General features: G+C 61.8%; 19 protein-coding genes. 12 read left to right on the top strand and 7 right to left on the bottom strand.

The features are described from left to right. Positions 1–498, bottom strand: coding sequence for a DUF6231 family protein (locus AB4O36_RS20140; RefSeq protein WP_460117409.1), 498 nt, complete (start codon positions 496–498; stop codon positions 1–3). A gap of 189 nt (positions 499–687) precedes the next feature. On the opposite strand from AB4O36_RS20140, the gene AB4O36_RS20135 reads away from it, so the two are divergent. The 4 genes from AB4O36_RS20135 (at position 688) to AB4O36_RS20120 (ending at position 3,369) form a co-directional block, all read left to right on the top strand. Next, positions 688–1,383, top strand: a complete 696-nt coding sequence (locus AB4O36_RS20135) for an OmpA family protein (RefSeq protein ID WP_460140105.1) — start codon at positions 688–690, stop codon at positions 1,381–1,383. 89 nt (positions 1,384–1,472) lie between these two features. Continuing rightward, positions 1,473–2,192, top strand: a complete 720-nt coding sequence (locus tag AB4O36_RS20130; protein WP_460117407.1) for an OmpA family protein — start codon at positions 1,473–1,475, stop codon at positions 2,190–2,192. Between the two features lie 147 nt (positions 2,193–2,339). Beyond that, positions 2,340–2,618 (top strand): DUF1145 domain-containing protein, encoded by a 279-nt coding sequence (locus tag AB4O36_RS20125; protein WP_460117406.1) that lies wholly within the window; start codon positions 2,340–2,342, stop codon positions 2,616–2,618. Then, positions 2,611–3,369, top strand: a complete 759-nt coding sequence (locus tag AB4O36_RS20120; RefSeq protein ID WP_460117405.1) for a collagen-like protein — start codon at positions 2,611–2,613, stop codon at positions 3,367–3,369. The genes AB4O36_RS20125 and AB4O36_RS20120 overlap by 8 nt, the downstream gene beginning before the upstream one ends. A gap of 391 nt (positions 3,370–3,760) precedes the next feature. Here AB4O36_RS20120 and AB4O36_RS20115 read toward each other — a convergent pair whose 3' ends face one another. Continuing rightward, the gene (locus AB4O36_RS20115) at positions 3,761–4,225 is read right to left on the bottom strand and encodes a CopD family protein (RefSeq protein ID WP_460140104.1); all 465 of its coding nucleotides are present in this window, start codon (positions 4,223–4,225) and stop codon (positions 3,761–3,763) included. Between the two features lie 365 nt (positions 4,226–4,590). On the opposite strand from AB4O36_RS20115, the gene dinG reads away from it, so the two are divergent. From dinG to pdxH, 5 genes are all read left to right on the top strand, one after another. Then, entirely contained in the window at positions 4,591–6,735 is a 2,145-nt protein-coding gene (gene dinG, locus AB4O36_RS20110; protein WP_460117403.1) for an ATP-dependent DNA helicase DinG, read from the top strand. A gap of 95 nt (positions 6,736–6,830) precedes the next feature. Further along, on the top strand, positions 6,831–9,311 hold the full coding sequence (locus AB4O36_RS20105) for a beta-agarase (protein ID WP_460140103.1): 2,481 nt from the start codon (positions 6,831–6,833) through the stop codon (positions 9,309–9,311). A 152-nt stretch (positions 9,312–9,463) separates the two neighbouring features. Beyond that, positions 9,464–10,609, top strand: a complete 1,146-nt coding sequence (locus tag AB4O36_RS20100) for a serine hydrolase domain-containing protein (protein ID WP_460140102.1) — start codon at positions 9,464–9,466, stop codon at positions 10,607–10,609. 113 nt (positions 10,610–10,722) lie between these two features. Further along, positions 10,723–11,826, top strand: a complete 1,104-nt coding sequence (locus AB4O36_RS20095; RefSeq protein ID WP_460140101.1) for an OmpA family protein — start codon at positions 10,723–10,725, stop codon at positions 11,824–11,826. Positions 11,827–11,850: 24 nt separating this feature from the next. Then, complete coding sequence (pdxH, locus tag AB4O36_RS20090; RefSeq protein WP_460140100.1) at positions 11,851–12,498, top strand: pyridoxamine 5'-phosphate oxidase; 648 nt, start codon at positions 11,851–11,853, stop codon at positions 12,496–12,498. A 5-nt stretch (positions 12,499–12,503) separates the two neighbouring features. Here pdxH and AB4O36_RS20085 read toward each other — a convergent pair whose 3' ends face one another. Next, the gene (locus AB4O36_RS20085) at positions 12,504–12,740 is read right to left on the bottom strand and encodes a hypothetical protein (RefSeq protein ID WP_460140099.1); all 237 of its coding nucleotides are present in this window, start codon (positions 12,738–12,740) and stop codon (positions 12,504–12,506) included. A gap of 167 nt (positions 12,741–12,907) precedes the next feature. Between AB4O36_RS20085 and AB4O36_RS20080 the strand changes: the two genes are divergently transcribed. Continuing rightward, positions 12,908–13,372, top strand: a complete 465-nt coding sequence (locus AB4O36_RS20080) for an outer membrane lipoprotein (protein ID WP_460117395.1) — start codon at positions 12,908–12,910, stop codon at positions 13,370–13,372. Positions 13,373–13,522: 150 nt separating this feature from the next. Here AB4O36_RS20080 and nhaA read toward each other — a convergent pair whose 3' ends face one another. Next, positions 13,523–14,713, bottom strand: coding sequence for a Na+/H+ antiporter NhaA (nhaA, locus tag AB4O36_RS20075; protein ID WP_460140098.1), 1,191 nt, complete (start codon positions 14,711–14,713; stop codon positions 13,523–13,525). A gap of 235 nt (positions 14,714–14,948) precedes the next feature. Between nhaA and AB4O36_RS20070 the strand changes: the two genes are divergently transcribed. Then, positions 14,949–16,046 (top strand): PLP-dependent cysteine synthase family protein, encoded by a 1,098-nt coding sequence (locus tag AB4O36_RS20070; protein WP_460126804.1) that lies wholly within the window; start codon positions 14,949–14,951, stop codon positions 16,044–16,046. 116 nt (positions 16,047–16,162) lie between these two features. Here the strand turns inward: AB4O36_RS20070 and AB4O36_RS20065 are convergent, their stop codons facing one another. From AB4O36_RS20065 to AB4O36_RS20055, 3 genes are all read right to left on the bottom strand, one after another. Continuing rightward, positions 16,163–17,776, bottom strand: a complete 1,614-nt coding sequence (locus AB4O36_RS20065) for an NAD(P)/FAD-dependent oxidoreductase (protein ID WP_460140097.1) — start codon at positions 17,774–17,776, stop codon at positions 16,163–16,165. Positions 17,777–17,871: 95 nt separating this feature from the next. Continuing rightward, positions 17,872–18,537, bottom strand: coding sequence for a COG3650 family protein (locus AB4O36_RS20060; protein ID WP_460117392.1), 666 nt, complete (start codon positions 18,535–18,537; stop codon positions 17,872–17,874). A gap of 59 nt (positions 18,538–18,596) precedes the next feature. After that, positions 18,597–19,196 (bottom strand): short chain dehydrogenase, encoded by a 600-nt coding sequence (locus tag AB4O36_RS20055; protein ID WP_460117391.1) that lies wholly within the window; start codon positions 19,194–19,196, stop codon positions 18,597–18,599. 105 nt (positions 19,197–19,301) lie between these two features. Between AB4O36_RS20055 and AB4O36_RS20050 the strand changes: the two genes are divergently transcribed. Then, positions 19,302–20,210: a LysR family transcriptional regulator gene (locus AB4O36_RS20050; RefSeq protein WP_460117390.1), complete on the top strand. Its 909-nt coding sequence runs from the start codon at positions 19,302–19,304 to the stop codon at positions 20,208–20,210. Positions 20,211–20,238: the final 28 nt, after the last annotated feature.

Raw genomic sequence — 20,238 nt, 5'->3', positions numbered from 1 at the left:
TTACCACCAGTATTTCCCGAAGTTTTCCGGATTGGCCCAGAAGCGAGAGTTGAGCCAGTCGGGGACTTGTTTGTAATCAAGCAGATCGTAGGTGAACAAGGTCAGCACCTGTTCGTCGCGCTGGAAGCGTTCGCTGGCTTGCAGGGCCAGGGAGAAAAAGTCGGTGTCCTGCCAGCCGCTGGCGGACACATCGGCGATCACCGCCAGGCGACTGGCATTGAGGTTGCGAATCCCCCCGAGCAGATTCAGACCGTCGCGCTTGGGTAAATGTTCGAGGCAATCGACCACCAGCGCGAGGTCGAAACGACGTGCTGCCAGTTCGGCCGGCAACGGTCCGGGCGCGGCGTGGGCAATGCAGGTATCCGGGTGCGCGAGCCGGAAGGCCTCAAGCGCCGGGAACTCGCTGGCGCCGATCACCAACAGGCGCAGCGGGGCATAACGATCAAGCAAAGCGGCCAGCGCCTGCTGCGGCGTGCGCGAAGAGATTGCTGCAGTCATCAAAGATCCTCAATCAGAATGCCAAGACTAGCGCGCCCAAAGGCCCAGATATAGAGCGGCCAGACGCCACATGGGGCGACCTGCCGTGAATACGGGACAAAACTGCAATGGCCTATTGCTGGCGGAGATTAAAACTCGGGTCTTTACTCCCTGAATCGGTTCTAAGCCGATCCTTCAGGAGAAAACTAGATGAGCATAGTTCGGACAGCACTACCCTTGGTTCTGCTAACCAGTGTGTTGACTGGTTGCGCAGGTTTGCAGAAAACCGACTGGCCGACCTGTGCGGCTGTCGGCGGTGTCGTGGGCGCGGGGCTGGGCGCGACGGAGAGCTCGGCCTGGGCCGGCTACGGTGCCCTGCTGGTTGGCGGTACGGCCGCAGCTTATTGCTGGGTACATGGTGATGGCGACGAGGACGGTGATGGCGTGCCGGACAGCCGTGACAAGTGCCCGGGTACGCCTCGAGGCGTGAAAGTCGATGCCGATGGCTGCCCACCACCTGTGCCTGCGCCAGTGGTTGAAGAAGTGGTTGTGGTCAAGGAAGAAACCATTGTCATCCGTGATGTTCACTTCCAGTTCGACAAAGCCACCCTCACGGGTGCTGACAAACAAGTCCTGGATAAGGTCGCCACTCGCCTGAAACAGGAAAACAGCAGCGCTCAATTGACCGTGACCGGTCACACCGACAGCGTCGGCGGCGATGCCTACAACCAGAAACTGTCGGATCGCCGCGCACATTCGGTGGTGGAGTACCTCGTCGAAAGTGGTGTGCCACGCAGCAGTTTCGTGTCTGTGACCGGTGCGGGTGAGAGCCAGCCGGTAGCCGACAACAAAACCGCTGACGGCCGTGCACAGAACCGTCGCACGGAAATCAAAATCAACCGCTGAACCCCTCGCATCCGCGGCTTGTGCAGTCGCGGATGCGGGTCTTTACTCCTGTGTAGCCGGCATCGGCCGGTAACACAGGAGCTTTCCATATGAGCGTACTCATTCGGACCGTCTTGCCGGTCATGCTGCTTGGCAGCCTGCTGACCGGTTGCGCCACTCACAGCGATGGCACTGCCCCCCTCAACCAACGCACCTGGCCGATCTGTAGCCTCATCGGCGGGCTGGTGGGTGGCGGCTTGGGCGCCATTGAAAGTGGTGGGTGGGCGGCGGGTGGTGCGGCGCTCGGCATCTTGAGCGGCGGCCTTATCTGCTACGCCCAGGACGGTGACGAAGACGGAGACGGCGTATTCGATCGGCGCGATCGTTGCCCTGACACACCGTCCAACACCCCAGTCGATCATCGCGGCTGCCCGTTGCCGCAATACCCTGCCAGCCAGAAACCGGCCGAGCCTGCTCCTGTGGAAGTCATCACCCTGAGCGATGCCGGTGCCGTGTTGTTCGCCTTCGACAAGGCCGACCTGACGCCGGCGGCCCAGGATCAACTCGATCAAGTGATGCCCAGGTTGCAAAGCCCTGACGTGAAGACCATCAAGATCATCGGGCACACCGACAGCAAGGGTTCTGACGCCTACAACCAGGCGCTGTCCGAACGCCGGGCCAGCAGCGTGGCGGCTTACCTTTTGGGCATGCACATTGCGCCGGAGAAAATCACCAGTGAAGGTCGCGGCGAGAGCGAACCGGTCGCCGATAACGAAACGGACGAGGGCCGGGCGAAAAATCGCCGGGTGGAATTGCACCTCAATCGCTGAGGCCCGCGCTAGAGCCGTCGGATCGTTCCTACAGGCGATTCGACGGCCATCGTGCAATCTTCATGAAGTATTTTCCATTGCCCTCTGGCTTATCCCGCGTGGAAGCCGTTACTGTGCGCAAAAGAATAATTCTCACCGGAGGAGCGTATGAAGGTGTTCTGGGGGCTGGGGAAGCTGTTGACCCTGCTGTTCTGGGCGGTGGTGCTGGTCAATGTGTTGACCCCCTTTGTCTATCCGTTGCACGTACTGGTCAATCTGGCCGGCGGCTTGCTGGCGGCCCTTCATCTTCTCGAGGCGGTATTCTGTTTTCGCAGCCTTCGCGGTCGTACCCACCCCTGGCGCGATCGACTGAAGATCCTCTTTTTTGGTGTTTTTCACCTGCAAACCATTCCGGCGCCCGCCGAAACTAAGGCTTCCCATGCGTAAACTCTGTCTGCTTGCCGCACTTATCAGCCCGTTCGCCTGTGCCCAGGTGGTCAGCGTCGAAACCAACTCCCTGATGCGCCTGCCCAACGCCACCAGCACGTTGAAGCTGGAGCGCCTGGAGGTGGCCGATTACGGTACTTTGCTGGTGCCTTCCAATGTCACCGAAGTCAGTGTGGATGAACTGCATCTGGGGCGTGAGGCGCGGATTGCCATTGTGCCCGGCGAAAACGCCCTTGAATTGAAGGTCAATCGCGCGCAGCTGTCCGAGGGCAGTCAGATCACCGCACGTGGCGCTCCGGGTACTTATCAGAAGGCGGCCCGGGCAGGGCGTAATCTGAATCTGCAGATCAAGACGCTGGACGCGCCGCTGCTGTCGGTTGATGCCCGTGGCGGTACCGGGGCTCCGGGGTTTGTCGGGCTCGATGGCGCCAATGGCCAGGCTCCGGGCTGCACCTGGGGGCAGGCGGGTCGCGGGTCCGATGGCAGCAACGGCAGTGACGGGCAACCGGGCGCGCCGGGTGCACTCGTTCGCCTGGCCCTGCCGCAGGATTACCCGGCCGAGCGGATCAAGGTTCAGGTCGACGGCGGTGCCGGCGGCTTGGCCGGGGCTGGCGGCAAGCCGGGGGCGGGTGGCAAGGCCAAGGGCTGCCTGATCTACAAGACCGATGGTGGCAAGAACGGTAAACCAGGGGTGGATGGACAGCCTGGCGTGGCGGGCGCTGCGGGTTCGGTGACGGTGCAGCGGTTGTAATCCGCGGGGTGTACCTGTCTGGGAAGGCTGGATCTGTGGGAGCGGGCTTGTCGAGGCGTCGAACCGTCGCGATGGTCATCAACGATGACGCTGGCCACCTGACACCCCGCGGTGCCCCGGCCACGATCGCGGACAAGTCCGCTCCTACAGAAATCAAAATCGGCGCGCTTGCTCGCGATGGTCGTCAACGATGACGCTGGCCACCTGACACCCCGCGGTGCCCCGGCCACCATCGCGGACAAGTCCGCTCCTACAGAAAATCAAAATCGACGCGATCCCCTGTAGGAGCGAGTTTACTCGCGATGGTCGTCAACGATGACGCTGGCCACCTTACACCCCGCGGTGCCCCGACCACCATCGCGAGCAAGCTCGCTCCTACAGGGGGGCGGTATTAGAAGGTCGGTCTGGCCGCGGCAATCGCCACCAGCACCAAACCGACAATCAGGTTGATCCCCACCAAGCGGCGAATCCTCCCCAGCACCGCCGCGCCTGCCGGCCAATCCTGTGCCGTCACTGCCGTACGCAGCTCTGGCAACATCAACGCGTGTATGCGGATGAACAACGCGGTCATCACCAGATACAGCCCCATCATGATCTGCACATAACGCGGCGCTGCCTCGAAACCGCTGTATTGCAGATGGATCATGCCCACGCCGCTGATCGGCAGCAGCACGACCGCGACCCAGACCCAGCGGAAAAAACCTTGAAACACTTCTACCCACAGCTTCAGTCGGGCAGGGCCTTCCAGGGCCTTCACGGCGGCGGGGCGCAGGACCATCCAGGCGAAAAACATACCGCCGACCCAGACCAGGGCGGACAGGACATGCAGGGTGTAGACAAGGCTAAAAGGTGTCATTCGGTACTCCGTTCTGCGCGGGATTGATTAGCGGGGTATGATAGCGACCGATTTGGGGGCGTTCTCCACTAATTTCCCCGTCGCGCCGGGTCTGCTGTTGTGCAGGGCAAGGCGCGAGAAGCGTGGTTTGGTCATTCCAAATAAGCTTCGAGCAACGCAGCCCTGCGCAACAGCAGACCCGGCCCTTCGGGTTGTGCCTTAAAAAGGGCCAGGCTGCGTTGCAGGCCTTGGAAAGGGAGCAACCATTCCCCGCGGCCTGCGCCTTGCCTGGCCCGTTTTAAGGCGACAACGCGGCGGGGAAATCAGTGGAGAACGCCCCCAAAACCACTGAAAATTTATCCAGCGTTTTTAGCGCCCGACTATTCATGATCAGCACTGAACTCAAAACCACGATCCAGGGCGCCTATTCGCGTTTTCTCGAAGCCAAGAGCCTCAAGCCGCGCTACGGCCAACGCCTGATGATCGCCGAAGTCGCCAAGGTGCTCGGTGATATCGACACCGACGACGAAGGCCGGCGCAGTGGCGAGCCCGCGGTTGTCGCGGTGGAAGCCGGCACCGGTACCGGTAAGACCGTGGCTTACAGCCTGGCCGCGATCCCGACCGCCAAGGCCGCCGGTAAACGCCTGGTGATCGCCACCGCGACCGTCGCCCTGCAGGAGCAGATCGTCTACAAGGACCTGCCGGACCTGATGCGCAACAGTGGGCTGAACTTCAGCTTTTCGCTGGCCAAGGGCCGTGGCCGCTACATGTGCCTGTCCAAGCTCGACATGTTGCTCCAGGAAGGCCATGCGCAAACCGCCACGGCGCAGCTGTTCGAGGAAGAAGGCTTCAAGATCGAGGTGGATGAGGCCAGTCAAAAGCTGTTTACCAGCATGATCGAGAAGCTCGCGGGCAATAAATGGGACGGCGATCGCGACAGTTGGCCCAACGCCCTGGAAGATGCCGATTGGGCGCGCCTGACCACCGATCACAGCCAGTGCACCAATCGCCATTGCCCGAATTTTGGCCAGTGTGCCTTCTACAAGGCCCGCGAAGGCATGGGCAAGGTCGACGTGATCGTCACCAACCACGACATGGTCCTGGCCGACCTGGCCCTGGGCGGCGGCGCGGTATTGCCCGATCCGCGCGACACCCTCTACGTGTTCGACGAAGGTCACCACCTGCCCGACAAGGCCATCGGCCACTTCGCCCACTACACGCGCCTGCGCTCCACGGCCGACTGGCTGGAGACCACCGCCAAGAACCTCACCAAGCTGCTGGCGCAACACCCGTTGCCCGGCGACTTGGGCAAGTTGATCGAACAGGTGCCGGAGCTGGCCCGGGAGATCAAGACCCAACAACAATTCATGTTTACCGCGTGCGAACAAGTTGCCGATTTCAAGCCCGGCGAAGACGTCGAGGGCCGAGAGCGACCGCGTCATCGCTTCACCGGTGGGGTGATCCCCGAGCACATGCGCGAGATGGGCATCGAACTGAAAAAGGGCTTTGCCCGTTTGACCGACCTGTTCACCCGGCTTACCGATCTGCTCAAGGAAGGCATGGACGGCGAGGTCAACATTGGCATCGCCAGTAATCAGGCCGAAGAGTGGTATCCGTTGTTCGGCAGCCTGTTGTCCCGTTCCTCGGGCAACTGGGAGTTGTGGACCGCGTTCACCGTCGAAGACCCGGAAGACAACCCGCCAATGGCGCGCTGGCTGACCCTGGCCGAAAGCGGTTCGCTGTTTGACATCGAGGTCAACGCCAGCCCGATCCTCGCGGCGGAGATGCTGCGGCGCAACCTGTGGAACGTGGCCTATGGCGCGCTGGTGACCTCGGCAACCCTGACGGCACTCGGCACCTTCGACCGCTTCCGCATGCGCGCTGGCCTGCCAAAGAAAGCCGTGACGGCAGTGGTCCCAAGCCCTTTCCACCATGCCGACGCCGGCGTGCTGCGAGTACCGAACCTCAACGCCGACCCCCGTGATGCGGCGGCGCACACCGCAGCGATCATTCGCGACCTGCCGGAGTTGGTGGAAGGTTCACGCGGTACGCTGGTGCTGTTTTCCTCGCGTAAACAGATGCAGGACGTGTTCGATGGCCTTGACCGTGACTGGCGCAAGCAAGTGTTCATTCAAGGCAACCTGTCCAAACAGGAAACCCTGAACAAGCACAAGGCGCGGGTCGATGGTGGCGATTCCAGTGTGCTGTTCGGTTTGGCGAGTTTCGCCGAAGGTGTCGACCTGCCTGGCGCCTACTGCGAGCACGTGATCATCGCCAAAATCCCGTTTTCGGTGCCCGATGACCCGGTCGAAGCGGCGTTGTCCGAATGGATCGAAGCGCGGGGCGGCAATCCGTTCATGGAAATATCCGTGCCCGACGCCTCGCTGAAGCTGGTCCAGGCCTGCGGCCGCCTGCTTCGCACGGAAGAAGACCGCGGCACTATTACCTTGCTCGACCGGCGCCTGGTCACCCAACGCTATGGCAAAGCCATCCTCAATGCATTGCCGCCTTTCCGTCGTGAAATTTCCTGAAGACCCGGTGGGCAAATCTGCCCGCCGTGTTGTCTATCTCTCTGTCATCGCTTTTCCACTGGCCTTCATGGGTCGTTAGGGAGAACTTCGTTCTTATGATCCGCCGTTCGTTGCCCGCTGTATTCGCCGTACTCCTTGCCACCCCCGTTTGGGCGGCATCAGCCGGCCAGCAGACGCTGTTCAACTTTGTCCGTCCCGCCGATGTGGTCCAGGTGGCGACTCAGGACGCCAGCCTGCCGCAATCGAATGCCGAGCAGACGCCGGAAGGCGAGGTGCTGCGGCGGGTTACATTCAATCCGGCGGCGCAACCGACGCTGCGCCTGACGCCGCAAACCGGGGCCTGGGATTGGTCGCAGTCGGGGATGATGAGCCTGCGGATCCAGAGCGCGATGAACTGGGCCGTGACCGTCTACGTGAAAATCCAGAGTAACAATGGCCAGACATTGGTCAGTCGCGTCGACCTGCCAGCCGGCCCGGCGCAGACGCTGCTGGTGCCGTTGCAACCGAGTACGCCGCTGAACCTGGGCATGAAGGCCGGTCCACCCATGCCGATGACCATTGACGGCCAGCGCGTGTTGCTCGCCAGCAGTACCGGTGAACTGGATCGCAGTCAGGTGGTGTCGGTAAGCCTGTCGATGGATCAACCCAAAGCTGCGCAGAGCATCCTGCTGGAACGTTTCGGGGTGCAGGATGGCGAGGCCGTGATTCAAGCTGCCTACGGCGCACTGGTGGATACCTACGGGCAATCGACCCGGGCCCGGTGGCCGGAAAAAATCAGCAGCGACGAGCAGCTCAAAAGCGCCCTCGCCAAGGATCAGCAACAGATCGGGACATGGCTGGCCGAGCGTCAGAAGGCTGCGCTCGATAAGTTCGGCGGTTGGACCAAGGGCCCGACGTTCCACGCCAGCGGTTTTTTCCGCAGTGAAAAACGCGAGGGTCGCTGGTATTTGGTGACGCCGGAAGGGCACCCGTTCTATTCGCTGGGCGTCAACACCGTAGCGCCGGATGTCAACCAGACCTACGTTGCCGGCCGCGAGTGGATGTTCGAATCGCTGCCCAAACCCGACGAGCCACTGGCCAGTCATTACGGGGAGGGCAACAACCAGGGCGGTAATGGCGCCGACCAGGGCCGTGGTTACAACGCAGGCCGCTGGTATGACTTCTACGGCGCCAACCTGCAGCGCCTGTATGGCAACCCTTGCGCGCCGGCCAGTGATACCAAGGCCGGGGTCGCCGAAGCGGCCAAGGCCGATGCGGTGCAAGCGTCCACCGAGAAAGCTGTCGAGCAGCCTGTGGTCCCGTCCGCCAGCGAATCCGGTGTGGCCGAAGCCGCCAGGACGGGCGCCGAGGACGCGAGCCGCACCAAATCGGTTGAGCCCTGCACCGCCGTGATTGATCAAAAGCGCTGGGCCAGCCACACCCTGGATCGCCTGCAAGCCTGGGGTTTCAACACCCTTGGCAATTGGAGCGCCCCGGTGCTGGGCAACGCCGATCGTGTGCCCTACACCTTGCCGCTGTCCATCGTCGGCGATTACGCCAGCATCAGCACGGGAGCGGACTGGTGGGGTGGGATGCCGGATCCGTTCGACCCGCGTTTCGCCATGGCCACCGAGCGTGCCGTGGCGATCGCCGCTCGCGATCATCGTGACGATCCATGGCTGATCGGTTACTTCGCCGACAACGAACTGGCCTGGGCGGGGCCCGGCGATGATCCCAAAGCCCGTTACGCGCTGGCTTATGGCACCCTGAAATTGACCACCGACGTCCCGGCCAAACGGGCATTCCTCAAGCAACTGCGCGATAAGTACCGCAACCAGGCTGGCCTGTCGAAAGCCTGGGGTATAGAACTGCCCGCCTGGGAGTTGATGGAAGACCCCGGTTTCGAACCGCCACTGCCGAGCGCTGAGCACCCGGAAATCGAAAACGACTTCAAGTATTTCCAGAAGGTCTTCGCCGAAACGTACTTCAAGACCATCTCCGACTCGCTGAAATGGCACGCCCCGAACCAGTTGTTGCTGGGCGGTCGCTTCGCCGTCAGTACCCCGGAAGCCGTGGCATCCTGCGCGAAGTATTGCGACGTGTTGAGTTTCAACATGTATACCCTGGAACCGCAGGACGGTTATGACTTCGCCAGCCTGCGCAGCCTCGACAAGCCGGTGCTGATCACCGAGTTCAATTTCGGCTCGGCCGATCGCGGTCCGTTCTGGGGCGGCGTCACGCAGTTGTCCAGGGAGGAAGATCGCGGGTCGGCTTACGCCCATTTCCTCAAGCAGGCGCTGAGCGAGCCGTCGATTGTCGGCGTGCACTGGTTCCAGTACCTCGACCAACCGGTGACCGGTCGCCTGCTGGATGGCGAGAACGGACACTTTGGCCTGGTAGGCATTACCGATATTCCGTTCCAGGGCTTTGTCGACAGCGTGCGCAAAGCCAACCTGGCGGCCGTCGATCAGTTGGGCAAGGAGGCAGAAAAGCTCAAATCCGAAGCGGACAAGGCCAGTCATGATGCCGAGGGGGGGCGCCAGGGCGAGGCCAAGGGGGCAGGGCATGCCGGTGGGCATTCGGGGAATGGGCATTAAGGCCTGAAACCGATCTGATCGTTCCCAGCGGAGCGTGGGAACGATCACAACCCCACCCCAAACCGACCGCCCAGCCCAACCCTGTTCCCAAAACCCTCAATGGCTGGAACAATGCCGGCCAGTTTGTTCAAGGTATGTCCGAGGAAGGCAGGGTGCAGATTCAGGGTCATTACGAACTCCGGTTCGAAGCGGTGCGTGAAGCGTTTGCCGCGTTGTTCGACGATCCCCAGGAGCGTGGTGCGGCGCTGTGTATCCAGGTTGGCGGCGAAACGGTCGTTGATCTCTGGTCCGGTACTGCCGACAAGGACGGTCTGGAGGCCTGGCATAGCGACACCATCGCCAACCTGTTTTCCTGCACCAAGACCTTTACGGCTGTCACCGCTCTGCAACTGGTCGCCGAAGGCAAGCTGCAACTCGACGCGCCGGTTGCCCGCTATTGGCCCGAGTTCGCGGCGGCCGGCAAGGAGTCGGTGACCCTGCGCCAGTTGCTCTGCCATCAGGCCGGCCTGCCAGCGTTGCGCGAGCTGCTGGCCCCGGAGGCGTTGTACGACTGGCAAACCATGGTCGATGCCCTGGCCGCCGAGACGCCCTGGTGGACACCGGGAACCGCGCACGGGTATGCCGCCATCACCTATGGCTGGCTGGTGGGCGAGTTGCTGCGTCGTGCCGACAATCGCGGACCCGGAGAGTCAATCGTGGCCCGCGTGGCCAAACCCCTGGGGCTGGATTTTCACGTCGGTCTGGCGGATGAGGAATTCCATCGTGTGACGCACATCGCCCGTGGCAAGGGCAATGTTGGCGACGCCGCAGCCCAGCGCCTGCTGCAAGTGACGATGCGCGAACCGACGGCCATGACCACGCGGGCTTTCACCAACCCGCCATCGGTCCTGACCAGCACCAACAAGCCCGAGTGGCGGCGTATGCAGCAACCGGCGGCCAACGGCCACGGCAACGCGCGTAGCCTGGCCGGTTTTTATGCGGGATTGCTCGATGGCAGCCTGCTGGAAAGCGAAATGCTCGAGGAGCTGACCCGCGAACACAGCATCGGTGAGGACAAGACTTTATTAACCCGGACCCGTTTTGGCCTGGGATGCATGCTTGATCAGCCTGACGTGCCTAACGCAACCTACGGGCTTGGTCCGCGGGCGTTTGGCCATCCGGGCGCCGGTGGCTCCATCGGTTTCGCTGACCCGGAACACGATGTCGCCTTCGGTTTTGTTACCAACACGCTGGGGCCATACGTTTTGATGGATCCGCGCGCGCAGAAACTCGCACGGGTACTGGCCACTTGTCTGTAAAACACGCTCACGGGTTCCAGGGCCGGAACCCGGAGGCCTTTATGTTCTCCAATCGTCTGTTTATCCGGGTCCTGCCGGCCTGTTTTTCATGATCACTTTTTTGTGGATATCCAATGTCATTCAATAAAACCACCCTCGCAATGGCCCTGTGCGTCGCAGTCACCGGTTGTGCACAGAACCCAAAAAATGATTCCGACGGCGGCAGTTGGTGGTCGTTCGGCTCCTCGGACAAAGTCGCGGCGAAAGAGCCGGCTCCTGCTCCTGCCCCGGTAAAACCGGTTGCCGCAGCCCCGGTGGCGAAGGCCGAAAGCTCCAACCCTTGGTACTGGCCGTTCGGTTCCGAAGAGGCCCTGGACAAGAAACCCGAGGTAAAACCTGAAGCCAAACCGGTGGAAGTGGCCAAGGCCAAGGCCGAGGCCGAGTCCAGTGGCAAGTGGTGGTGGCCTTTCGGTGGCAAAGAGCAGAGTACGGCCAAGGCTGTGCCGATGCCCGACCCGAAAGTAACCCAGGCCTGGCTCGACGATTACGAGCCGCGCTTGCGAACCGCGATCAAGGACAGCAAATTGGAATTGGAGCGCCGTGAGGATGTGCTGGTGATCACCGCGCCGGTCGAAGGCTCGTTCAACCCGGACCGTCCGGCGATGTTGTTGCCAGTGACCCTGGGCCCGTTCACTCGCGTGGCGAAAATTCTCGAAGTTGATCCGAAAACCGCGGTGTTGGTCCTCGGCCACAGCGACACGTCGGGTGTCGCTGCAGCCAATCAGAAACTCAGCCAGGAACGCGCGCAAGCGGTGGCGGCAATCTTCCGTCTAAGTGGCTTGCAGCGTGATCGCCTGATGCTGCGCGGCATGGGCAGCGACGCTCCGCGTGCGGCCAACGACAGCGTAGAGGGCCGTGCCCTTAACCGTCGTGTTGAAATGTTGGTGACGCCGCAAAACACCATGGTCGCGCTGCTGAGCAAGTACAACATGCCAGCCCCGGCACCGGTCAAAATGGTTGCGGCCCAGGACGTCAAGCCAGTGGCCAAGCCTGTCACTCCGGCACCAGCCACGAAGAAAGCCGACGTGCCAGCCACGAAAAAGGCGCCGGCCAAGAAAGCCGCTGCCAAGGCACCCGCCAAGAAAGCGCCGGCTAAAGCGCCCGCGAAAAAGACCACGCCGGCCAAGGCGGCCACCACTGACAAGAAAGTCGCCGCTGCTGATGCGGTAAAAAAGTGATTCGTTAATCAAAAGGAATGCGCCATGACCCAGGGCCTGGCTGATATGCGTCGCGATTACACCCGTGATGGCCTGACCGAGGCGCAAGCCCCGGCCGAGCCGTTTGCGCTGTTCCACCAGTGGTTTGCCGACGCGGTGAAAACCGAGCAGGCGCCGGTGGAAGCCAATGCCATGACCCTGGCCACCGTCGACACGGACGGCCGGCCGCATTGCCGCATTCTTCTGCTAAAGGGCCAGGACGAGCAGGGCTTCACGTTTTTCACCAACTACGAGAGCGCCAAAGGTCAGCACCTGGCCGCGAACCCGTTTGCGGCCATGACTTTCTTCTGGCCGGCCCTGGAGCGCCAGGTGCGCATTGAAGGGCGGGTGATGAAGGTTACGCCCGAGGAGTCGGATGCCTATTTCCAGGTCCGGCCACTGGGCAGCCGCCTCGGTGCCTGGGCTTCTCCGCAAAGTCGGGTGATCGCCGATCGTGGCGAACTCGAAGCGTTGCTCAGGAGCACCGAGCAACGCTTCAGCGATACGCAGCCTCATTGCCCCGAACACTGGGGTGGTTATCGCCTGCTGCCGGAACGCATCGAGTTCTGGCAGGGCCGTTCGAGCCGTCTGCACGATCGTATAAACTACCGTGCGCAGGGCGCCGACTGGATTCTTGAACGTCTGGCACCCTAGGCAGTCTACCGATCGGGATAGTCTGCCGCAGCGGCTTCCAGCCATTGGGGCAGGTCTCGACGCTTGATTTTCTGTGTCTGGGCGTTAGCCAGTTGCTGGAGCATGAAGAGTTTCTTATGCTCGTCGTCACCTGCCAGCGACAGCGCGAGATCACGGTCCATCCAGCGTTTGATCCTTACGTATATCCACCAGTGGAAATACAGACCGGCGACGGTGGTGACGACAATGATGAAGTAATCCATGGCATTCCCTGGTTGAGCGGCGCATATTCGGCCAAATGCCGCTACGGTATGCAAAGTGCGTGGTCACGCTGTACCTGGCCTGAATCAAACCCATTTTATCCGGGCCATGCCGTGACATGCGTCAAGCTGCGGAGTTTAATGAATACTTGTCCTTTGGAGTTGATGCTATGCGTAAGTCTGTTCTGCTAATTGCTTCCTTTTCCACGATGGCGATGTTGCTCACTGGCTGCCAATCGAGCTTGACCGGTGACTCCTACTCCCGTGACGAAGCGCGTCGCGTGCAGACGGTTCGCATGGGCACCATCGAAGCGCTGCGTCCGGTGAAAATCGAAGGCACCAAGACCCCTATCGGCGGCATCGCCGGTGCAGCGGTGGGTGGTGTCGGTGGCAGCGCCATTGGCGGCGGCAAGGGCAGCATCGTCGCTGCCGTCATCGGCGCAGTGGCCGGTGGCCTGGTGGGTTCTGCCGCCGAAGAAGGCCTGACCCGCACCCAGGGCGTGGAAATCACCGTGCGCGAAGACGACGGCAGCATGCGCGCCTACGTGCAACAGGTTCAGGAAAATGAAGTCTTCCGTGTGGGCGAGCGCGTACGCATCGCAACCGTGGACGGCACCAGCCGCGTGACGCACTAAGCGCACCCGGGTCACTAAAAACCCCGATCAGCGAGAGCTGGTCGGGGTTTTTTACTTCTGTTTTTTACTGCCGGTTGTTGCGACTGATCGTTCCCCGCTCTGCGTGGGAACGATCATCAAAAGGGGTTCATCCGATGAGGCGGCGCGCCATTACGAGGACGACACCACCGCGTTCCTGCGACTCGCGGCCGCCGTCATCGAATAACCGATCAAGGCTGCCAGGATCGAGCCGGTGAGAATCCCCATGCGGTCCATGCCGGCGTATTCGCTGGCACCGGGGACGAAGGCCAGGGACCCCACGAACAGGCTCATGGTGAAACCGATGCCGCAGAGAATCGCCACACCCAGTACCTGCCCCCAGTTGGCGCCCTGGGGCAGGGCGGCCATGCCGGATTTTACGGCGAGCCAGGTCAGGCCGAACACGCCGATGGTCTTGCCCAGCAGTAGCCCCAGTGCGATGCCCATGGGCACGTAATGGGTGAAACTTTCGACGGTCACGCCACTGAGCGACAGGCCGGCGTTGGCGAAAGCGAACAGCGGCAGGATGCCGTAGGCGACCCACGGATGCAGGGCGTGTTCCAGTGTCAGCAGCGGGGAGGGCTCGGCATTTTTTGTGCGCAGGGGGATGCAGAAGGCCAGGGTCACACCCGCCAGTGTGGCGTGAACACCGCTCTTGAGCACACACACCCACAGGATCAGGCCGATGATCATGTACGGTCCCAGCTTGACCACGCCAAGGCGGTTCATCGCGATCAATGCGACGATGCAGGCAGCCGCCAGCGCCAGGGAAAGGGTCGACAGGGCGCCGGAGTAGAAAATCGCAATGATGATGATTGCGCCCAGGTCATCAATGATTGCCAGGGTCATCAGGAACAGCTTCAGCGACACCGGTACCCGCTTGCCGAGCAGGGCCAGGACGCCGAGGGCGAAGGCAATGTCGGTGGCGGTCGGAATCGCCCAGCCACTGAGCGCAGCGGGATTGTCGCGATTGAGAAACCAATAGATCAGTGCCGGTACGACCATGCCGCCGATGGCCGCCGCCCCGGGCAGCACAATCTGCGAGGGTTTCGCCAGTTGGCCATCGAGCACTTCGCGCTTCACCTCCAGGCCGATCAGCAGGAAGAACAATGCCATCAGGCCGTCGTTGATCCACAGCAGCAGAGGTTTGGCGATCTTGAGTGCGCCGATCTGTACGACCACGGGGGTGTCCAGCAAACCGTTGTACAGCCAGGACAGGGGCGAGTTGTTGATGATCAGGGCCAAAACGGCGGCCGCAATCAACAGCAGGCCGCTGGCAGCTTCCAACTGAAAGAAACGGGTGAAGGTGCTACGCAGAGGCAAGGTCGCTCTCCATCGAATAATCAAAAAGGTGGCACACCCTAACCCGTACCGTTAGTTGTTAAAACAAAAGTTATATTCTTTTTTGTTATATGCGGGTGGGGCATGAACCGGCGACACGGACTTGAGCCTAGCAGTTGCCCGAGGTATTGAGGCTCAGCTGTATCTGTGCGCGATGTCGGATATTTCCTAAGCTTGCGGGCTGAGCCTTGCGACAAGGCCGCCTTGACGAGAAGCCATCATGAGCGACAACCGACAGTGGGTCCGGGAAGCGATTCGAATCATCGAAGCCGACTTCCAGCGCAGCGCCGACACGCATCTGATCCCATTGCCCCTGCCGGGTTATACGGGCATCGAGCTGTATTTCAAGGACGAATCCAGCCACCCCACCGGCAGCCTGAAGCATCGGCTGGCGCGCTCGTTGTTCCTGTATGCGTTGTGCAATGGCTGGCTGAAACCGGGTGCGCCTGTGATCGAAGCGTCCAGCGGTTCGACGGCGATTTCCGAGGCGTACTTCGCCCGCCTGCTTGGCTTGCCGTTCATTGCGGTGGTGCCGGCGAGCACTTCCAGGGAGAAGATCGCGCAGATCGCCTTCTACGGTGGCAAAACCCACCTGGTTAATGATCCGACCCAGATCTATGCCGAGTCCGAGCGCCTGGCCCGCGAGCACGACGGCCACTTCATCGACCAGTTCACCTACGCCGAGCGCGCTACCGACTGGCGGGCGAACAACAACATTGCGGAATCGATCTTCCATCAGATGCGCTTCGAGCGGCACCCCGAGCCGAGCTGGCTCATCTCCAGCCCCGGCACCGGGGGCACCACCGCCACGCTGGGCCGTTACGTGCGTTACCGCCAGCACAACACCCGCGTGCTGTGCGCCGATGCCGAGCGTTCAGTGTTTTTCGATTATTACCAGACGGGCGATGCCAGCCTGCGCCTGGACCATGGTTCGCGTATCGAAGGCATTGGTAGGCCGCGGGTCGAGGCGTCGTTCCTGCCCAAGGTCATCGATGCGATGGTCAAGGTGCCGGACGCCCTGTCCCTGGCGGCCATGCATTACCTGGCCGAGCGGCTGGGGCGACATGTCGGTGGATCGAGCGGCACCAATCTGATCGGCGCGTTGATGGCGGCGCAGCAGATGGCGACGGCGGGAGAGTCGGGGTCGATCGTGGCGATCCTGTGCGACAGCGGCGAGCGTTATGCCACGACTTACTACGATAAGAAATGGCTCACGGCCGAGGGCTATGAATTGACTGGGTTGATAGCGGCGGTGGCGGCGGCGGTCGAGCGCGGGGAAGCGCTGCCGGCGAGTGTGTTGCGAGCGAATATCTGATTGAAACCCCTGTAGGAGCGAGCTTGCTCGCGATGGCGGTGGGGCAGTCAGATTGATTTCGACTGATACACCGCCATCGCGAGCAAGCTCGCTCCTACAGGGGGATTTGTGTTGTGTCAGGAGGCCAGGCCCAGAATATCCCGCGCCACCGCCTCGGCGATGCGAATGCCGTCCACACCTGCCGACAAGATCCCGCCGGCATAACCTGCGCCTTCGCCCGCCGGGAACAGGCCCTTGACGTTCAGGCTCTGCATCGACTCGTTGCGGGTGATGCGCAGTGGCGACGAGGTGCGGGTTTCGATGCCGGTCAGTACCGCGTCATGCAGCGAATACCCGCGGATCTGTTTCTCGAACGCAGGCAGGGCTTCGCGGATCGCTTCGATGGCAAATTCCGGCAAGGCCAGCGCCAGATCGCCCAGCGCGACACCGGGTTTGTACGACGGTTCGACACTGCCCAGCGCCGTGGACGGTTTGCCGGCAATGAAGTCGCCGACCAGTTGCGCCGGGGCTTCGTAGTTGCTGCCGCCGAGCACATACGCGTGGGACTCCAGACGCTCCTGCAACTCGATACCCGCCAGTGGCCCGCCCGGGTAATCGACTTCCGGGGTGATGCCGACGACGATCCCGGAGTTGGCGTTACGCTCGTTGCGCGAGTACTGGCTCATGCCGTTGGTCACCACCCGATTGGGTTCTGACGTGGCAGCGACCACGGTGCCGCCCGGGCACATGCAGAAGCTGTAGACCGAACGACCGTTCTTGGCGTGGTGCACCAGTTTGTAGTCGGCGGCGCCAAGCTTCGGGTGACCGGCGTACTTGCCCAAACGCGCGCGGTCGATCAGCGATTGCGGGTGCTCGATGCGGAACCCCACCGAGAACGGCTTGGCTTCCATGAACACGCCGCGACCATGGAGCATGCGGAAGGTGTCGCGGGCGCTGTGACCCAGCGCCAGGATGACGTGTTTGGAGTGAATCTGCTCGCCGCCGTGCAGTTCGACGCCGACCAATTGGCCGTCGTCGATCAGCACGTCCGTTACCCGCTGCTGGAAGCGCACTTCGCCGCCCAGCGCGCGGATTTCCTCCCGCATGGTTTCCACCACGCCGGTCAGGCGGAACGTACCGATGTGCGGCTTGCTGACGTAGAGGATTTCTTCCGGTGCGCCGGCCTTGACGAACTCGTGCAGGACTTTGCGGCCGATGAATTTCGGGTCCTTGATCTGGCTGTAGAGCTTGCCGTCGGAGAAGGTCCCCGCGCCGCCTTCGCCAAATTGAACGTTGGACTCGGGGTTGAGCACACTTTTGCGCCACAGGCCCCAAGTGTCCTTGGTGCGCTGGCGCACATCGGGGCCACGCTCGAGGATGATCGGCTTGAAGCCCATCTGCGCCAGCAACAGGCCAGCGAAAATCCCGCAGGGGCCGAAGCCGACCACGACCGGGCGTTGCTCGAGATCGGCCGGCGCCTGGCCGACCATTTTGTAGCTGACATCCGGCGCCACATTGACGTTACGGTCATCGGCGAACTTGCGCAGCAGCGCGGCCTCATCCTTTACGGTGAGGTCGATGGTGTAGATGAAGCACAGTTCGGAGGACTTTTTGCGCGCATCGTAGCTGCGCTTGAACAAGGTGAAATCGAGCAGGTCATCGCTGGGGATACCCAGGCGCTGGACGATGGCCAGGCGCAGGTCTTCATCGGGATGGTCGATTGGCAGCTTGAGTTCGGTGATTCGTAACATGGCGGGATCCGGTTCGCGGGGCGCACAACTGCGCCAGGGCGTTTGAAGGCCGCGATTATAAGCCTCAAAGGCGCCATCCCGTGAGGCTTAAACGATCAGTCGTTGCGCGATCCGCCGAAATACCCGCAGCCCCGTTGGACCTGGCCGTCGATACGCAACTCGGCGCTCATGTGCTGAACGCTGCCGGTGCTGCTGTCGACGCAGCGTTGCGGCGCGACCCACAGTTCCATGTGCTGGCCGTTGGCTTCGGTGCTGAGGTTGAAGCGACCGTCGCCCAGTTGCTCTTCAACATAGGGAACTGCCAGGGGCGGTTGCCCTGCGCGATCGATGACCATGCCTTTGCCGCTGACCTTCACGTTCCATTCCGGGCCGTGACCGGCGGCACGCAGGATCAGCAGTTTGAAGTTCGGATCGTCGCAGGCAACGCCCGAACGCTCGACGCGGTACAACTGCACCAGGTCCAGCCGGCTCTCGCCACCGCTGGCGACGACCTGCCCACGCACATCGGCGAACAGCTTGCCTTGGGCATCGGCCAGGCTTGCGGCTTCCTGCAGGATGCTGGTGCCGCCGATGTCGTTGACCACCAGGATGCGTTGCTCATTGCACGGCTGGAACACCAGTTTGCCATCGAGCGCCGTCAGTTGGCCCTGCATTCGGGTCTGACCCACGTGAGAAGCACCTTCCTGTGGTCTTTCGAGTAACTGGCAGGCGGCGAACAATGGAAGCAGGGCAACGAGGACTAAGGAACGGGCGACACGCATCTTTGGCTCTCCAGACAAGTGCCGCCACGTTACTCAGCCTGACCGTTCATCACAAGGGCTCAGCCCACATGAAAGGTCTGACCCGTCTGAAGGCCTTCCACGCTTTTGGCGTAGGCAAGCGCCACCTCGGCTGCCGGAGCCGGCTTGTAGCCGCGGAAGTACGGCGCGTATTTGCCCATGGCTTCCAGCAGTACGGTGGGGCTGACCGAGTTCACCCGCAGGCCACGCGGCAGTTCAATGGCGGCGGCGCGCACAAAGCTGTCGAGGGCACCGTTGACCAGGGCGGCTGAAGCGCCGCTGCGGATCGGGTCGTGGCTGAGCACGCCAGTGGTGAAGGTGAAGGAGGCACCGTCGTTGGCAAACTCACGACCGATCAGCAGCAGGTTGACCTGGCCCATGAGTTTGTCCTTGAGGCCCAGGGCAAAGCTTTCTTCGCTCATTTCAGCGAGCGGGGCGAAGGTCACGTTGCCGGCCGCGCAGACCAGTGCGTCGAACTTGCCGGTCTTTTCGAACAGCTTGCGAATCGAGGCGCTGTCGCTGATATCCACCTGCAAGTCACCGCTGGTGCGGCCGATGCGGATGATTTCGTGACGCTCGGACAACTCTTTGTCGACAGCCGAACCGATGGTGCCGCCGGCGCCGATCAGAAGAATTTTCATGGTGGTGATCCTCGTGTGGGTTGAAAGTGGTTTCAGTTTAGAGTGGTTTTTTCTGCGGATAAGCGCGCTAATGGGCAACCTTTGGTTTTCTATTGGAAACAATCCATGAGCGAAATGGACGATCTGGCGGCGTTCGCGGTGTTGATCGAGGCGGGCAGCTTCACGCTGGCGGCGCAGCAACTGGGCTGCAGCAAGGGGCAGTTGTCCAAGCGCATCAGCTTGTTGGAGTCGCGCTTCTGCGTGGTGCTGCTGCAACGCACCACGCGCCGCCTGAGCCTCACGGCGGCGGGCGCGGCGCTATTACCGCAGGCGCAGGCACTGATGGTGCAGGTGGAACGGGCACGTCAGGCATTGGCGCGGCTGAAGGACGACATCGCCGGACCCGTGCGTATGACCGTCCCGGTTTCCCTGGGCGAAACTTTCTTCGATGGCTTGTTGCTGGAGTTTTCCCACCAGTACCCGCAGGTTCAGATAGAACTCGACCTCAGCAATGACTACCGGGACTTGTCCCGCGAGGGTTTTGACCTCGCGGTGCGTTCCGAGGTGGGCAATGACGAGCGCCTGGTGGCGCGCCCATTACTGGCCTGGCACGAACTGACCTGCGCCAGCCCGGCCTACCTCGAACAGCATGGCGAACCGCTGTTGCCGCAGGATCTGGCGCAACATCGCTGCCTGCTCAACAGCCACTACAGCGGCCGCGAAGAGTGGCTCTATCACCAGCAGCACGAGTTGCTGCGGGTGCGTGTCTCGGGACCGTTTGCCAGCAACCATTACAGCCTGCTCAAGAAAGCTGCTCTGGCGGGAGCGGGGATTGCACGGTTGCCTTCTTACCTGTTGCAGGAGGAATTGGCTGACGGGCGTTTGCGCTGGCTCTTGCGGGAGTTTCAGACACGGCGCATGCCGATGTATCTGGCGCACCCCTATCAAGGCGGGTTGCCGAAGAGGACCCAGGTATTGGCGGATTACCTGATTGGCTGGTTCAAGAGGAGTGGGGAGGCGTTGGATCGGTTGTAGCCATTTAATCGGTGAATCCCCCCTGTGG

It is taken from the genome of Pseudomonas sp. S2_E01 (assembly GCF_054668365.1).
This window is presented reverse-complemented; position numbering and strand designations above follow the sequence as displayed.

What these genes read in the sequence shown, in the direction of transcription:
- AB4O36_RS20140 (WP_460117409.1), bottom strand. Translation starts at nt 498, where the DNA reads ATGACTGCAGCAATCTCTTCGCGCACGCCGCAGCAGGCGCTGGCCGCT.
- AB4O36_RS20135 (WP_460140105.1), top strand. Translation starts at nt 688, where the DNA reads ATGAGCATAGTTCGGACAGCACTACCCTTGGTTCTGCTAACCAGTGTG.
- AB4O36_RS20130 (WP_460117407.1), top strand. Translation starts at nt 1,473, where the DNA reads ATGAGCGTACTCATTCGGACCGTCTTGCCGGTCATGCTGCTTGGCAGC.
- AB4O36_RS20125 (WP_460117406.1), top strand. Translation starts at nt 2,340, where the DNA reads ATGAAGGTGTTCTGGGGGCTGGGGAAGCTGTTGACCCTGCTGTTCTGG.
- AB4O36_RS20120 (WP_460117405.1), top strand. Translation starts at nt 2,611, where the DNA reads ATGCGTAAACTCTGTCTGCTTGCCGCACTTATCAGCCCGTTCGCCTGT.
- AB4O36_RS20115 (WP_460140104.1), bottom strand. Translation starts at nt 4,225, where the DNA reads ATGACACCTTTTAGCCTTGTCTACACCCTGCATGTCCTGTCCGCCCTG.
- dinG (WP_460117403.1), top strand. Translation starts at nt 4,591, where the DNA reads ATGATCAGCACTGAACTCAAAACCACGATCCAGGGCGCCTATTCGCGT.
- AB4O36_RS20105 (WP_460140103.1), top strand. Translation starts at nt 6,831, where the DNA reads ATGATCCGCCGTTCGTTGCCCGCTGTATTCGCCGTACTCCTTGCCACC.
- AB4O36_RS20095 (WP_460140101.1), top strand. Translation starts at nt 10,723, where the DNA reads ATGTCATTCAATAAAACCACCCTCGCAATGGCCCTGTGCGTCGCAGTC.
- pdxH (WP_460140100.1), top strand. Translation starts at nt 11,851, where the DNA reads ATGACCCAGGGCCTGGCTGATATGCGTCGCGATTACACCCGTGATGGC.
- AB4O36_RS20085 (WP_460140099.1), bottom strand. Translation starts at nt 12,740, where the DNA reads ATGGATTACTTCATCATTGTCGTCACCACCGTCGCCGGTCTGTATTTC.
- AB4O36_RS20080 (WP_460117395.1), top strand. Translation starts at nt 12,908, where the DNA reads ATGCGTAAGTCTGTTCTGCTAATTGCTTCCTTTTCCACGATGGCGATG.
- AB4O36_RS20065 (WP_460140097.1), bottom strand. Translation starts at nt 17,776, where the DNA reads ATGTTACGAATCACCGAACTCAAGCTGCCAATCGACCATCCCGATGAA.
- AB4O36_RS20060 (WP_460117392.1), bottom strand. Translation starts at nt 18,537, where the DNA reads ATGCGTGTCGCCCGTTCCTTAGTCCTCGTTGCCCTGCTTCCATTGTTC.
- AB4O36_RS20055 (WP_460117391.1), bottom strand. Translation starts at nt 19,196, where the DNA reads ATGAAAATTCTTCTGATCGGCGCCGGCGGCACCATCGGTTCGGCTGTC.
- AB4O36_RS20050 (WP_460117390.1), top strand. Translation starts at nt 19,302, where the DNA reads ATGAGCGAAATGGACGATCTGGCGGCGTTCGCGGTGTTGATCGAGGCG.